The 14,885-nt window shown below is 68.9% G+C and carries 10 protein-coding genes; 7 read left to right on the plus strand and 3 right to left on the minus strand.

Going from position 1 to position 14,885, the window contains the following annotated elements:
• Positions 1–19 precede the first annotated feature (19 nt).
• A complete protein-coding gene (locus LuPra_RS17705) occupies positions 20–1,387 on the minus strand; it encodes a hypothetical protein (RefSeq protein ID WP_110171971.1) in 1,368 nt (455 codons plus the stop codon).
• 137 nt (positions 1,388–1,524) lie between these two features.
• Between LuPra_RS17705 and LuPra_RS17710 the strand changes: the two genes are divergently transcribed.
• A complete protein-coding gene (locus tag LuPra_RS17710; RefSeq protein WP_110171972.1) occupies positions 1,525–4,125 on the plus strand; it encodes a hypothetical protein in 2,601 nt (866 codons plus the stop codon).
• Here LuPra_RS17710 and LuPra_RS17715 read toward each other — a convergent pair.
• Positions 4,106–4,423, minus strand: coding sequence for a hypothetical protein (locus LuPra_RS17715; RefSeq protein ID WP_110171973.1), 318 nt, complete (start codon positions 4,421–4,423; stop codon positions 4,106–4,108). The genes LuPra_RS17710 and LuPra_RS17715 overlap by 20 nt on opposite strands.
• Here LuPra_RS17715 and LuPra_RS17720 point away from each other — a divergent pair.
• The 6 genes from LuPra_RS17720 to speA all read left to right on the plus strand — a co-directional run bounded on the left by LuPra_RS17720 (position 4,422) and on the right by speA (position 11,755).
• Entirely contained in the window at positions 4,422–4,835 is a 414-nt protein-coding gene (locus LuPra_RS17720; RefSeq protein ID WP_110171974.1) for a hypothetical protein, read from the plus strand. The two genes, LuPra_RS17715 and LuPra_RS17720, sit on opposite strands and share 2 nt — an antisense overlap.
• Before the next feature lie 97 nt (positions 4,836–4,932).
• Complete coding sequence (locus tag LuPra_RS17725) at positions 4,933–6,348, plus strand: amidohydrolase family protein (RefSeq protein WP_110171975.1); 1,416 nt, start codon at positions 4,933–4,935, stop codon at positions 6,346–6,348.
• Complete coding sequence (locus LuPra_RS17730; protein WP_234800447.1) at positions 6,345–7,748, plus strand: amidohydrolase; 1,404 nt, start codon at positions 6,345–6,347, stop codon at positions 7,746–7,748. Before LuPra_RS17725 ends, LuPra_RS17730 begins: the two co-directional genes overlap by 4 nt.
• The gene (locus LuPra_RS17735; protein ID WP_110171976.1) at positions 7,745–9,124 is read left to right on the plus strand and encodes an amidohydrolase family protein; all 1,380 of its coding nucleotides are present in this window, start codon (positions 7,745–7,747) and stop codon (positions 9,122–9,124) included. Before LuPra_RS17730 ends, LuPra_RS17735 begins: the two co-directional genes overlap by 4 nt.
• Before the next feature lie 190 nt (positions 9,125–9,314).
• Entirely contained in the window at positions 9,315–9,707 is a 393-nt protein-coding gene (locus LuPra_RS17740; protein WP_110171977.1) for a bactofilin family protein, read from the plus strand.
• A 101-nt stretch (positions 9,708–9,808) separates the two neighbouring features.
• Positions 9,809–11,755 (plus strand): biosynthetic arginine decarboxylase, encoded by a 1,947-nt coding sequence (gene speA / locus LuPra_RS17745; RefSeq protein ID WP_110171978.1) that lies wholly within the window; start codon positions 9,809–9,811, stop codon positions 11,753–11,755.
• A 208-nt stretch (positions 11,756–11,963) separates the two neighbouring features.
• On the opposite strand, the gene LuPra_RS17750 is transcribed toward speA, so the two are convergent.
• Positions 11,964–14,864 carry a DUF349 domain-containing protein gene (locus tag LuPra_RS17750; RefSeq protein WP_110171979.1) on the minus strand — a complete coding sequence of 967 codons (2,901 nt, stop codon included), beginning with the start codon at positions 14,862–14,864 and terminating at the stop codon, positions 11,964–11,966.
• Positions 14,865–14,885: the final 21 nt, after the last annotated feature.

Below are 14,885 nucleotides of genomic sequence, written 5' to 3' on the forward strand. Positions count from 1 at the left end.
CGCGTTGAATGAAAGCGATTCAGGGTGCCGGTGCCGCGAGTTCGCTGGGCAGGCGGGGAACGCGGAGCAGGTCGAGGAACACGTCCCAGCGACGCGACGGGTTGGCGTCGGTCCCGCCCTGGCGCTCGACGAACGCCTCGACGAGGTCCTCGCCGAGGTTGTAGTTGATCACGTAGCTTCGGTAGCGATCGAAGAACCGCACGCGTTGTACAGCACGGTCGTGGCTCATGAGGGCAAACCGCTCGAGCCACGCGACGGCATCGTCGGCCGACACCGTGCCATCGAGATAGCGCCGTGCCGCCTCGTTGCCGGCATACGAGAGGCGGGCGGCCAGTCGCTGCACGTCCTGGTAACGCGCGGCCAGCGCCGGGTCGAGTCCCGCGCGCGGAAACAACTCGTCTCGTTCGAACGTCAGGCGTTCCGCGTCCGGGAACGCCACCGCGATGCCGAAGTTCGCCGTACCCTCCGCGATCAGACTTTGCGGCGAAAAGAGTGGATAGACGGACCACTCGATCCAGCCCCGTTCGCGCACGAGCTGCTGCTCGATCAGCACGTTGTAGACATGGTGTCCGGGGTATCCCTCGTGGCACGCCAGGTCGAGGGCGCGGTCGATGAAGATCGGCAGGGCCGTATTGACCTGGATCACACTGCGATAGTCGCCCTGGTACCAGTTGTACCCACTCCACGGCTTGTCCTTGACGTACTCGAGGGTGAACCGCTCCCCCGGCGGCAACTCGACGTGGGCACGCGTTCGGGCGCGACACGCCTCGATGGCGGCGCGGAAGACGGAGTCCACCCTGGCTGGAGGAATCACGAAGCCGGCGCGGAACGATTCGTAACGCGCCGGCACGGGGCCGCTGCCTGGGAGGACCGTGGCCAGCGCGTGCAGCAGTCCCTCGAAATGCGCCGCGTCGTGGGTAGGCGCGACGACATCGTAGATGGCGGCCGACTCGTCGTCGAAGGGCAGCAGGCGGCCTTGCCGCATGGCGATGCGCGTGATGAGCGCCCGCACCTGGACCCGCAGCATTCTGAGGCGCCTTCCGTCCAGGTCGCCGCCCGGCACGCGCAAATCGGCGAGTTCACTGGCGAGACGTGCGGCGTCGCGAGCAAGGTCCGGGAGCGGCGTGGCTGCCGCTCGCGCCTGCTCCTGCAGCGCCGCGGGACCATAGTAGGCGTCGACGGCGTCAGGGTCGTGCACGCCGAGCGAGAGCACGAGGCGCACGTAGTCGCGTGCCAGATCGTCCATGGTCACCATGCCTCGTGCAGCATGCCCCGGCTGTCCCAGGTGCCACAAGGCACGCCGCGGGACCGTGTGTCGATGCTGACCTGGCATGTACGTGACAAACAGCAGCACCGCCGCGGCCGTTGCGGCCAACGGGTTCGGCATCAATCCCCGATCCTCTCGACGGTCACGTCCGGTACGAGAACGGAGGCTCGTCCCGCTGATGGTGCGGGCGTGCGACTCGGTCATGGCGCGCCCGCCCAGGCGCAGGGCGACAGCCGGACTACTATACGCACGTTCTCGTGGTGTCCTCTGCCCCGCCCGTCATCGCCGCGCGCCCCCCGCGGTGGCCATTCGCGCTGCTGGCCGTCCTGCTGCTTGCCGCGCTGTGGATGTTCGACACCCACCAGCCCGCCGCATGGCCTGACGCGGCAACGCCGTGGTTTGGACAGGTGCGTGCGCTCTCCCCAGCCACCTGGGCGCTCGATCGGCTCAACGCCCACGCGTCACTCGCGCCCGACGTGCCCCTCGGTTCGGCACTGGTCCTGCTGGCGACGGCCCTCTGCTCGCTCGCGACGCTGCTCGCGATCGACGTACCGGCGGCCCTCGCCATTGCGGTTGTCCTCGGCCTTGCGGCCACGCGCTCCCTCTGGAGCACCGCGTCGCCCGGACACGACGCCCTGCCAGTCGCGGTGGTGGCCTTCGCTGTCGCCGCGCTGGCGCGGCCGATGGGCTTGCTGACCGAAACGCTGCCGGCCCTGGCCAGCATCGCCCTCAGCCCGCCGGCCGCATGGTTGGCCCTGCCCGCATCGTTGGCATCACGATCATCGGCACTACGGCGGGTGGCGCTGGCGATCGGTGTCGCCATCGTCGCCATCGGCGCCCAGCTGCACCTGCTGCACGGCACGTGGACGCAGATATGGTGCCTCGCGCCTGCCATGTGGGGGTCAGCCATCGGCGAGGTCCTCCGCCCGGGCCTCTCCGCTGATGCGTCGGCGTGGATGGCCATCCGACAGTCGGCCGCGGTGTTCGCAGGCGACGTGCATCTGTTCGGGATCGCCGTCGCAGCGTTCGGGTTGACTTACGAATTGCCACGCACGCACGGCTTGCGCGGCCCGACCGTCGCCGCATGCGCGGTCGCCCTCATCGCGGTTGCAACGGGACTGCTTCCGCCCGCCTTTGCTGCAGCGCTGCTGCTGCCCTGGTGGGCGCCATGGTTCGGACTCGGCCTTACCGGACTCGTCCGGCTCGCCGGCCACCGTGAGCCACGGCTCGCGATGGCGCTCGCCCTGGCGCTGGCGGCGTTCCTGCCGCCCCTGCGTCACGCGACGGTCGTCCCCGGGCCGTGGCGGAGCGGCATGCCGGCAACGACACGATCGGTATCGGAGACGTGGCACGGGCGCCTCGTGGCCAGCGACGACGCAGCCCTCACGCGGCGGCTTCGCCTGGTGGGGGGCACGACCGTGCCCGCAGACGCGCGGACACTCGCCGCATGCGTTGCGTCGGGTCGCGACGTCTTCGCAATCGGATCGATGGTCGACCGCGTGCAGCAACTTGGCCACCGCGTGATCGAGCGACCGTTGCGGCCGTCGCTGGCCGCGGTGATCCAGGACCTGCGTGCCAATCAACTGATCGCACTCGCGATCGCACCCGGCGCGATCTCGTGGGCGGGACCAGCCGGGCTCACTGCGCTCGCCCGGCTCGGCGTCGGGCGCGGCACGCCGGCAACCACGTCGATCGGCGTCATCGCTCGTACCGGACACGGTGGCGACGTTCGCACGGGCCGCCACGGCATCGACCTCACCTGGCAAGAAGGCGATGTCCTCGCCGGGCGTCAGTTGCTGGCGCCTCTCTCCGTTGCAGCACACGACGACGACACCAGCGTCGACAGCACACCGACGCGGCTTGCCACGGGTCGACAGGCGGCCATCGCGATCTTCGATCGTGGCCAGGACGTGGTGCTGCGCGGCGTCGGTTCAGCGACGCCTGGGCTGCCAGTCGCGCTGACGAACCAGGCAGACTGGCGCCATGCGCTCGTGCGCGACCAACCACGGTGCGTCGACGCGTCGACAACATGGACAGCGCTTCCCGCGTCGATGGCCCGACTTTCGGTCCCCGTGGCCGGGGCGACTCTCACGAATCCGGCGATCGTGCTGCTCGGGTCGGATGCACGGTCGCAGATCGCGATTGACGGCCGGCCCATTGACCCGCTGTGGAAGCCATCACCAGTCACCGTGTTCGATCGGCAATCGCCAGCCGACGCGGCGCGCCTGCGCGACACGCAGCGCCAGGACGAGATGTCCGACGGGCAGCCGCTGCGAGGCCGATGGATCTCGCGGATCGAAGTCCGCCCACGAAACGCGTACGCCGTACGGGCGTCGATCACGCCAGGCGTCGTGCCCGCTAGTTGGCTGGTCCGGCTTGCCTCGAGCGGTTCGCGGCCGGCCAACACCGCGGTGTGCGACATCGTGGCGGGCGAGCGAATGCTGGCCGGCCAGTCGGGTGTGGTGGACGACGATACCGTACGTGAGATCGCGGTTGTCGTCGGACATGGCTGGCACCTACCCGAGCGCGTGAGCAACAGCGTCTTCCAGTGGAGCGCGTCGCCCACGGCGACGGCGACGTTCGTGCTGGAGCGGCCCACGGCCGTCGTCCTTGCACTGGACGCCACCAGCGCCTCGACACCTGCGGGCCCTCAAGCGGTCTCGGTGCGCGTCAACGATCACCAGGTCAGTGCCGACTGGCCCGGTGCGGATCGGGCGACGATTCCGGTGGAGGCGTTGCGTGCAGGGACCAACACGATCACGCTGTCGGTGCCGCAGACCGTGCAGCCCGGGCATGACACGCGCACCCTGGGAGTGCTGGTGCGTCAATTGCGCGTCATCACGCCGGAGGCGCGATGAACGTTGTGCCTTCGACGTTGACGAGGCGGCCTTCGCCGTCGAGCACGAACACCTCGAGACGGCGGCCGTCGTCCATGCGCAACATGAAGGTCCCGCCACGTCCGGCGAGCGCCGCGAGCGCCTCGGGATGCGCGAGCAGGTGCCCCTCGATCACCCATTCGCCGGCGACCATCGTGCCAGCCTCGATCGTCCAGTCGCGGTAGACGTCCAGTTCGTACGCGGTGGACAGCGGCGCGCCGGGCGCATTCGGATCGTCCAGCTGCCCTTCGCCGATCAGGCGCTCCACCAATCGCAGCATGCGTAATCTCCTTGGACGCCAGTGGCGCCCCATCGCGAGGATCGCGGCCGTGGCGTGGTTGCTGGTGCTGGCCCCGGCCGAACTCGCCGCGACGCTGGCCCGGCTGATCTCCGCACCGGCGGGCGAGCCTGGTTTCGGCCCCGCAACGCTCATCGCGCTGCGTGTGCTGGTCACGGCTGGCGGCCTCATGCTCGGCCGGCGACTGGTGTCCGGCGCAACCGGCATGCGGCCGGCAGCACTCGCCTGGGCTGTCGCTGATCTTGGCACGCTGGTCCTTGTGCTGACCAGCGGGCGCGTGCCATCCAACCGCGCCCCCGGCGACGCGCCGATCGTGTGGGCTGTGTACGCGATGGCGGCACTCGTCGTGATCGCGGCATCGTCTTCCACCGCGCCTCCGGGGCGAGAGCCGTGAGTCGTCGGTCCATGCGCAACTGACACACAGGGCGCTTGTCGCGCTGCGACGCCCGAGGTAGCATCCCCGCTTCCCCACGCGACGCGCGGGGCGGCTCATGCATTTCGTGGAGGAGGTCGCGTTGGTGATCGCTGCGCGGTTGCGCACGGCGGCGTTTGGTGTGGCGTGCGCGCTCGGGACGGGGACCATCGGACAGGCCCAGCCCGTGGCGCCCATCGCCATCCGCAACGCACGTATCGTGCCCGTTTCAGGTGCGCCGATCGACGGGGGCAGCATCGTCCTCGTCAACGGACTCATCAAGTCCGTGGGATCGAACGTGGACGTGCCCGCCGAGGCTGTCGTGATCGACGGCACCGGTCTCACCGTGTACCCCGGCCTGATCGACGCCCTGACGGATCTGGGCATGGCACAGCCCACCGCGGCCCCCCCTGCCGGCGCAGCGCCCGGTGGCGGCCCCAACGCGCCTCGTCCGCCGTCCCGCATCCGTGGTCCCGAGGATCGACCGGGCTCGACGCCCTGGCTGCAGGCCGCCGACGAGTTCCGGGCCGACGATCGCCGGATTGAGACGTGGCGCAACGGCGGCGTGACGACCGTGGTGACGGCACCGCGGGTCGGCATCTTCCCCGGCCAGGCCGCGGTCATCAACCTGAGTGGCGAGCGGCGTGAGGACGTCGTCGTGCGCAGCGCCGTTGCGGTGCCGCTGGTGATGACTCCGCCCGCCGGCGGCGGGACGTTTCCCGGCTCGACGATGGGCCTGGTCGCGTACGTGAGGCAGGTGTTCCTCGATACGCGCTACACGGCCGAACAGGTCAAGCGGTACGACCAGGACGCACGCGGCAAGGCACGCCCGGAAACCGACCGCACGGTGCAGGCGCTGCAGGCCGCGCTGCAGGCGAAGGTGCCGTTCCTGCTGCCTGCGGGCAACGAAGTGCAGATCGATCGCATGCTTGCCCTCGGGCGCGAATTCGACGTGCCCGCCGTGCTGTACGGCGTGCACGAGGGGTACGCCGCGGCCGGCCGGATCGCGAAAGCCAGGATTCCGGTCATCGTCAGCGCAAAGTGGCCCGAGAAGCCGAAGGACGCCGATCCCGATGCCGACGAACTGCTCGAGACCCTCGAGTTGCGCGATCGCGCGCCACACACGCCTGCGGCGCTCGCGGAGCAGAAGGTGCCGTTCGCGTTTTCGTCGGACGGCCTGGCGACGCCCGGCGAGTTCCTGGCCAGCGTGCGGAAGGCGATCAAGGCGGGATTGCCGGCCGATGCGGCATTGCGGGCGCTGACGATCGATGCGGCCCGGATCTATGGCGTGCAGGATCGCCTTGGCAGCCTGGAGGCGGGCAAGATCGCCAATGTGATCGTCGTGCAGGGCGACCTGCTCGGCGACAAGAGCACCGTCAAGCATGTCTTCGTGGATGGCCGTCGCTTCGAGGTGCCCGTCGACGCGAGCGGTGCGGCCCCCGGCGGCGCCGGGCGAGGTCCGAGTGCCCGGCCGAGTGAAGGAGACCGCCGATGATTCGCCGCAGCATGCAGATCGCCGTCCTGGTGGCGGTCGGGCCGATGGGAGCCGTAACCGCGTTCGCGCAGGCCGGTGGACCCGTGACGGTGATCCGCAACGCGACGGTCCTGACGGTCACCAGGGGAACGATCGAGAAGGGCACGATCGTGATCCGTGACGGCAAGATCGCCGCCGTCGGCACCAACGTGGACGTGCCGCGTGGCGCGACCGAGATCGATGCCACGGGCCTGTTCGTCATGCCGGGCATCATCGACGCGCACAGCCACATCGCCATCGACGGCGCCGTCAACGAGTCGAGTCTCTCGGTGACGTCGATGGTCGGCGTCGCTGACGTCCTCAACCCGAAGGATATCGACATCTATCGCGGCCTGGCCGGTGGCGTGACGTCCGCCAACGTGCTGCACGGCAGCGCCAACGCTATCGGCGGCAAGAACGCCGTCATCAAGTTGCGGTGGGGCAAGGACGCGCACGGTCTTCTGTTCGAAGGGGCGCCACCAGGAATCAAGTTCGCGCTCGGCGAGAACCCGAAGCGCGCAAGCGCCGGTGGCAACAACGCCGACCGCCGCTATCCCGCCACCCGCATGGGCGTGATGGACGTGATTCGCGAGGCCTTCGTGGAGGCGCGGACCTACCAGGGCAAGTGGCGCGCCTACGACGCCGCGGTCAAGGCCGGGGATCGCACAGCCGCCGCCCCGTCGCGCGACCTCAGGCTCGAACCGCTCGTCGAGGTGCTCGAGGGCAAGCGCCTGGTCCACGCGCACTCCTACCGGGCCGACGAGATCCTGCAGTTGCTGCGCATCGCCGAGGAGTTCAAGTTCCGCATCGCCACGCTGCAGCACGTGCTCGAGGGCTACAAGGTCGCCGACGAGATCGCGAAGCACGGTGCCGGCGCCTCCACGTTCTCCGACTGGTGGGCCTACAAGGTCGAGGCGTACGACGCGACGCCCTACAACCCGGCGTTGATGACGCAGCGCGGCGTGCTCGTCTCGATCAATTCCGACAGCGCCGAGGAGCATCGGCACCTGAACCAGGAAGCCGCCAAGGCCATGAAGTACGGCGGCCTCACCGAAGAACAGGCCCTCAAGCTGGTCACGATCAACCCGGCCACCCAGCTCGGCATCGACAAGCGGGTCGGCTCAATCGAGGTCGGCAAGGATGCGGACCTGGCGATCTACACCGCGCATCCACTCAGTACCTTCGCGATTCCACGGCAGGTGCTCGTCGACGGTGTCGTCTACTTCGACCGCGAGAAGGACCTGCAGCAGCGGGAGGTCCGGGCACGGCAGAAACAGGCGCTGAAGGACAAGGAGAACGCAGGCAGTACGCCGGCGCGGCCGACGGCGCCCGACACCACCCCGAAGGCCGAGACCACACCCGGCAGCGAGGAGAAGCGATGAGGCCGCGAGTCAGGATCGCGACATGGCTGTACGTGTCGGGGACGGCCGCGGCGCTGCTCGCGCTGGCCACGACCACGACCACCCGCGCGCAGGGACCGGCAAAGACGTACGCGATCAAGGGCGCCCGGATCGTCACCGTTTCTGGTCCGATCATCGACAACGGCACGGTGGTCATCGCCGACGGCAAGATCGTGTCGGTCGGTGCGTCGGCGCCGGTGCCCGCGGGGGCGGAGGTGATCGACGGCACGGGCCTCGAGGTGTCGCCCGGCTTCTTCGACGCGATGAGCGAGCTCGGGCTGACCGAGATCGGTGCCGTCAACGCCACCAACGACATCACCGAGGTCGGCGCGTTCAACCCTCAGGTGGACGCCGCTACCGCGGTGCATCCGGCCACCGATCACATCCCGGTCGCGCGGGCCAACGGGATCACCCACGCCGTCGCGGTCCCCGGCATGGCAGGAATGGGCGAAACAGCGCCGAGGGGCGGCACCGGCCCGGTGATCGGCGGCCAGGCGTCGGCGTTCCACCTCGACGGCTGGACGATCGAGGAGATGTTGATCAGCCGCTCGGTCGGCATGGTCGTGAACTGGCCGTCGCTGCAGGCACGCACCTTCGACTTCGCGACCTTCTCGTCGCGGACGAGGCCCTATCGCGAGGTCAAGGAGGAGCAGGCCAAGCAGACCAGGGAGATTGCCCGCTGGATCAGTGACGCCCGCGATTACCGTGCGGCGCGCGCCAGGGGCGCCGATCGCGTCGAGCGCAACCTCAAGCTCGAGGCCCTCGGGCCCTACGCGGCCGGCGAGAAGCCGTGGCTGGTGCGCGCCGGCCGCGAGCGTGACATCCGCGATGCCGTCTCGTTCTTCGTCGATACGCACAAGCAGAAGATTGTCCTGGTCGGCGCCGAAGAGGCGTGGAAGGTCGCGGCGCTGCTCGCCGAGAAGAAGGTGCCGGTGATCGTCGGGCCCACCCAGGCGTTGCCGGACTCCGACGACGACCCGTACGACGCGACGATGGCCGCGCCGGCGGTGCTGCACAAGGCGGGCGTGACGTTCGCGCTGTCCACGTACAGTTCCTCCGACGCGCGCAACCTGCCCTACGAGATCGGCACGGCGGTCGGCTTCGGCCTGCCACGCGACGTCGCACTCCGTGCGATCACGCTGGCGCCGGCGCAGATCCTCGGCCTCGGTGCCTTCGTGGGCTCGGTCGAGCCCGGCAAGATCGCGAACCTGGTCGTCAGCCGTGGGGACCCGCTCGAGATCCGCAGCACCATCACGCACGTGTTCATCAAGGGCGTGCCGGTGTCGCTCGAGACGAGGCACACGCAGTTGTACGAGAAATACCGCAACCGCCCGAGGCCTGCCGCCGCGACGCGCTAGGCAAGCCTGCGATCGAAACGCCGTGCGCGCGAGCGCACGCGTCAATTCACGTCTCACCACCCGCCACGGCCGGGCTTCTTTGCCGTGGCGGTTTCATTCACGCGGGATCCCGGCTACGATCCTTGCGCTGACGCCTCACGCGTCGCTGTCGTCCGCGCTCCCGCGCGGTGTCCTACATTTCGCAGAATCGATGCCCACTGTGTCCACGTTACCGCCCGCCGACGCCCGTCCTTCCGTGCTCGGTTCCACCGTCGTCATCACCGGCACCATCACCACCGAGGAGGACCTGGAGGTGCACGGCACCCTGCGCGGTCAGTTGGCCGCACCCGCGCACTGCGTGCGGCTGGAAGGTGACGCACGGGTCGATGCCGACGTGCTCGCGCGCGACATCACGGTGCTGGGCCAGGCCTCGGGCAAGTTCACGGCGACCGAGATCATCGACATACGTGCGACGGCACGCCTGCAGGGTCATATCGCCGCGCCGCGGCTCGTGCTCGAGGAAGGCGCGGTGGTGAACGCGAAGGTGGAGACGCGCAGCGTCGACGCCGCCGTCCGCGTGGCGCAATACCGCAAACAACGCTAGCCAGCGCGACGGGCCGGGCCCGGGTCCCGTCACCGAATCATCACCACGCGTGGCTGCAACGAAGCCGATAGACGAGGGTCAATTGCCCGTATGATGTCCCGATGACCACGGTCTCGCCTCGCGCTCTGCCGGGCACCAGCGCCACCGACTCCTGGACCACCGTCGATGCGACCGAGCTGTACGACATCGACCGCTGGGGCAACGGCTATTTCTCGATCGGCGAGAACGGGCATGTGCTCGTGCACCCGACGCAGACGCGTGAACGGTCCATCGACCTGAAGGAGTTGATGGATCGGCTCCAGATGCGCGGTATCAACCTGCCCATCCTGGTGCGGTTCCCCGACATCCTGAAGCATCGCCTGGGCGACATCCACGACGCGTTCCAGGGCGCGATCCAGCAGCACCAGTACACCGGCAAGTACACGTGCGTGTACCCGATCAAGGTGAACCAGCAGCGCCAGGTCGTGGAGGAGGTGCTGCAGTTCGGCCGCCCCTACAACTTCGGCATCGAGGCCGGCAGCAAGCCCGAGCTGATGGCGGTGGCGGCGCTGGCCTCCAACGACACCCCGATCATCTGCAACGGCTTCAAGGACGCCGAGTTCATCGAGATGGCGATGCTGGCCCAGAAGATCGGCCGCAACATCATCCCCGTGGTCGAGAAATACACCGAACTCGGCCAGATCCTGGAGTACGCGGAGAAGGTCGGCGTGCGTCCGCAGATCGGCTTCCGCGTCAAGCTCGCGGCTCGGGGCAGCGGGCGGTGGCAGAGCTCGGGTGGCTACCGCTCCAAGTTCGGGCTCACGGTGACCGAGATCATGCGCAGCCTCGAGGAGCTCAAGTCGCGCGGCATGGCCGACTGCTTCAAGCTGCTGCATTTCCATCTCGGCAGCCAGATCCCCAACATCCGCATCGTCAAGGGTGCGCTGGTGGAGGCCGCGCGCATCTATTGCGAGCTGCACAAGGCGGGCGCCGGCCTCGAGTACCTGGATGTCGGCGGCGGACTCGGCGTCGACTACGATGGCTCGCAGACCAACTTCGAGTCGAGCATGAACTACACGCTGCAGGAGTACGCCAACGACGTGGTGTACCACCTCCAGCAGGTCTGCGACGAGACCGACGTGCCGCACCCGACCATCGTGTCCGAGAGCGGCCGCGCGATTGCCGCGTACCACAGCCTGCTCGTGTTCAACGTGCTCGGCGTGTCCGAGTTCGGCGAGGAGCGCGTCCCCACCGAGGTGAGCGACGAGCTCGAACAGCCGGTGGCCGATCTCATCGAGACGCTGCGCAACCTGACGGCGCGCAACGCGCTCGAGAGCTATCACGACTCCCAGGCGGCGCTCGACATGGCGATGAACCTGTTCTCGGCCGGGTACCTGTCGCTCGAGCAGCGGTGCCATGCCGAGAACCTGTACTGGCACATCTGCGTGAAGCTGCAGAAGCTGGTGTCAGGTCTCGATCACGTGCCCGAGGATCTGCAATCGCTCGACGAGATGCTCTCGGACACGTACTTCTGCAACTTCTCGCTGTTCCAGTCGATTCCCGACAGCTGGGCGATCGGCCAGCTGTTCCCGGTGATGCCGATCCACCGCCTCGGCGAGCGGCCGACGCAGCACGCCGTGCTTGGCGACATCACCTGCGACTCCGACGGCAAGATCGATCAGTTCATCGACCGGCGCGACGTCAAGAAGACGCTGCCGCTCCATACGCTCAAGGACGAGCCGTACCTGCTCGGGGTGTTCATGGTGGGTGCCTATCAGGAAATCCTCGGCGACCTCCACAACCTGTTCGGCGACACGCACGCCGTGCACGTCAGCCTGAACGACAAGGAAGAAGTCGTGCTCGACGCCGTGATCAAGGGCGACACGGTGAAGGAAGTGCTGGACTACGTCGAGTTCGACGTCGAGCACCTGCTCGGCAAGATGCGCAACGACGTCGAAGCCGCCGTCCGCGCCGGCCGCCTCGATTACCTCGAGTCAGGGCGGCTGCTGCGCTTCTACGAAGAAGGCCTGCACGGCTACACCTACCTCGAGGATCCGAACGACCGGTGAACAAGGGACAAGGAACGAGTCACAAGGGCGACAAGTCACAAGGGACCAGGACGAAAGCGACAAGTGAATGGGCTCATGGCGCCGTCGCTGCGTGAGTGTCGAACGCGCGGCCTGCCCGTAGTTCCGCCTTCTACCTGCTGTCTTGCCCTTGTCTTCTCGCTTGTCCCTTGATGCCCTTGTGACTTCTTCCCTGTCTCTTGTCCCTTGTTCAGGCGCGCTGGTCTTGCCGTGGCGCGCGCGCCCGCGCGCCTTGCGGCCGTGGGCCACGGCGGTCCCCGCGATCGCCCCGGTCACCGTGTTGGTCACGCGGGTCGTCGAACTTGCGGCACGCGGCGGCGAAGCGCCGTTCCAGGTCGGCGGCGTCATCGCCCGACGCCGGGCCAAGGCGGCTCCACGCCGCCCGGGCAACACGGACTGTCTCCTGCGCGGCACGTCGCTTCGTCTGATCGTCGACACGCCCACCGATGGTGTTGGACGCCAGCGCCTCCTTCAGCATCGTCGCCAGCGCGGCGGCCGGGGCCACCTGCACTGATGCCTGTGGTGACGACAGCGGCGACCCGAGCTGCTCCACCTGGGTCACCAATTCGGTCATCCGTGTCCGCGTCACCTCCGGATCGAACGCCGAACGGCGGAACGTCTCGGGGTAGCGTTCGAGCAGCGCCTGCGACGCGGTCGCGAATCGATCCTGCATCGGGCGGACGATGTCGCGTGGCAGCGGCGGACCGTTCCGCCACGTGTGCCAGGCCGCTTCGGCGCGGGCGAGCACGGGCGGGCCCTCGGTGCCCTCCTCGGCGGCCAGCGCTTCGAAATCGATCAGCGCCTGCTCGCGGGTGGCGCGACGGGTATCGAACTCCGCCTCATGGCGATGCTTGTAGCGCTCGAAGAAGCGGTCGCAGGCAGCGCGGAACTTCTGCCACAGCTGCTCGGACTTCTGCCGCTTGACCGGGCCACTCGCCTTCCAGGCTGCCTGCAACGCCTTGATCGTCTCGACCCCGGCGTTCCAGTCGGTCGTCTCGGCGATCACTTCGGCCTGGGCGATGAGGTCCTCCTTCACGGCCTGGTTGGCGCTCCAGACGTCCTTGCGCTGCGTCAGGTCGTCCTTGCGACGGGTGAAGAACCGGTCGCACGCGGCGCGGAACCTGTTGTTCAGCGCCTTGCCCTGCTCGCCCCGGGGCGCGTGCCCGAGCGCATTCCACCGCTGCTGCAGCGCCTTCAGCGCGTCGGCGGTCTTGAGCCAGTCGGTGGACTCGGCCAGTGCTTCTGCCTGCTCGGCGAGTTGCGCCTTCTCCTGCAACACCGCGGCGTCCTCGACGGAGCGCTGCGCGTAGAACGCATCGACGCGTGTCTGGGCCGTATCGGCGCCGGCCTTGAAGCGCTGCCAGAGCGCGTCGCCTTCGGCGCCGCGTGGCCCCGCGCTGGCCTGCTTCCAGTCCTGCCGCAGGTCCTTGAGCCGCTTGGCCACGTCGGGCAACGCCTCGATCTGCGCCAGCGCCTCGATCTTCTCGCACAGCTCCTGCTGCACCGTGGCGTTGGCCCAGCGCTTCCAGTCGTCGGCGCTGCGCAGGTCGCGAATCACGTCCATCAACCGCGCCTGGACCTTCTTGAGCCGATCGACAATGGCCCCCTGGTCGTCGCGTGACGGGAGGGCACCGAGTTGCTCGGCGGTGCTGCGCGCGTCGCGCAGCGCTTGTTCTGCGTCCTTCAGCGGCAGGTTCTCGCGGGCCGTGATCGCCTCGAGGCGATCGCACGATGCGAGCGCACGCGCCAGGTTCTCCCCGCGGGCCGCACCCTCCTGCTCGCGAATGGCGGCAGTGCGCGAGGCGATCGCGCTCTCGGCGGCCTTCACACGTGAAACCAGCACGGGGTCGACGTTCGATCCATCCTGCGCCAGTGACGTCCAACGCCTGAGCAGGTCGGCCCAGCGCTTGTGCGCGTGTGGCAGGTCGTCCATGCCGGCGAGCAGTTCGGCCTCGCCGGCAAGGCTCGCCAGTTGGGTGTGCCGCTCGGCATCGGCCAGCCGCGCCGCCAGACGGGCGCGCTGGCGCGCGATGGACGCGAGGAACCGCTGGTTCACGGCATCGCTGCCGGGCTCGTGTTCGGCGTCGAGCTCGCCCCATGCGGTCTGGGCGGCCGTGACGGCATCCTCGATGTCGTCGCCGGCGTAGTCCTCGAGCTGCTGGCACACGTCGGCGCGACGCGCATCCTTGGCGGCGCGTGCCTCGGCCTCGGCCTGGACCGCGGCAACGTCGGCGCGTAACTGCTCGAGACGGGCCCGAGCCGCCGCCGCGGCGGCATCGAATCGGGTCTGCAAGAGCGATGGCGCCTCGTCCAGCGCGGCAAGCTGCTGCCACGCCTCGACCGCGGCATCGAGCGGCGCCTGGATGGCGTCGACGCGCGGCTCGTGCCCGAGCCCTTCCACCATGTCGCACAACCGATCGCGATTGAGCTCGCCGGTGTGCGCCGGTGCGTCGACCGCTGCCGGCTGCTGGTCGCGCAAGCGTGTGCGCGCTCGCCGCGACACGAGCTTGTTCTTCGCGCGATTGGCGATCTGCTCGAGCGCGTCCGCGTCGGTGAGTGACTCGAGGGCCGACAGCGCGACGTCCTTGTGCTCGCTGTTGAGGGCGACGAGCAGTCGCTCGGCCGGATCGGTCATCAGGGCGAGGGCGGCCAGGCGGATGCCCCCGCCAGCGGCCCGGCCGGCAACGCTGCCGATGAGACGCGGCGCGGAGACGCGGCGCAGCGCCGCGAGGCCCACGGCCTCCGCGTCGGTGGTCCGCGCAATCACCGCGAGGTCGCGCTCGTCGTCGAGACCAGCCAGCGCCTCGAGCGCTTCGGACTCATCGCTGCCGTCCGTAGCGAGGTCCATCAGCAGCTTGCGCGCCTCGGCACGGACGCCTTCGTCCATGTCGCTGCGGGCCACGCTGGCGAGCGTGCCGATGTCTTCCACGCGAGCCACGGCCCGCCGGCGCACACCGGGATCCGCGTCCTCGCGGGCGAGACTGCACAGCACCTCCTGCGCGTCGTCTCCGAGCTCGTTGACCGCCTCGAGCCGGATGGCCGGGTCGGCATGCTTCCACTTGGGCTGCCGAAAGCGATCGAAGAGGGCCATGACAGTACGTATCTCCGGATG

This window comes from Luteitalea pratensis (genome assembly GCF_001618865.1).
Taxonomy (GTDB): Bacteria; Acidobacteriota; Vicinamibacteria; order Vicinamibacterales; family Vicinamibacteraceae; genus Luteitalea; species Luteitalea pratensis.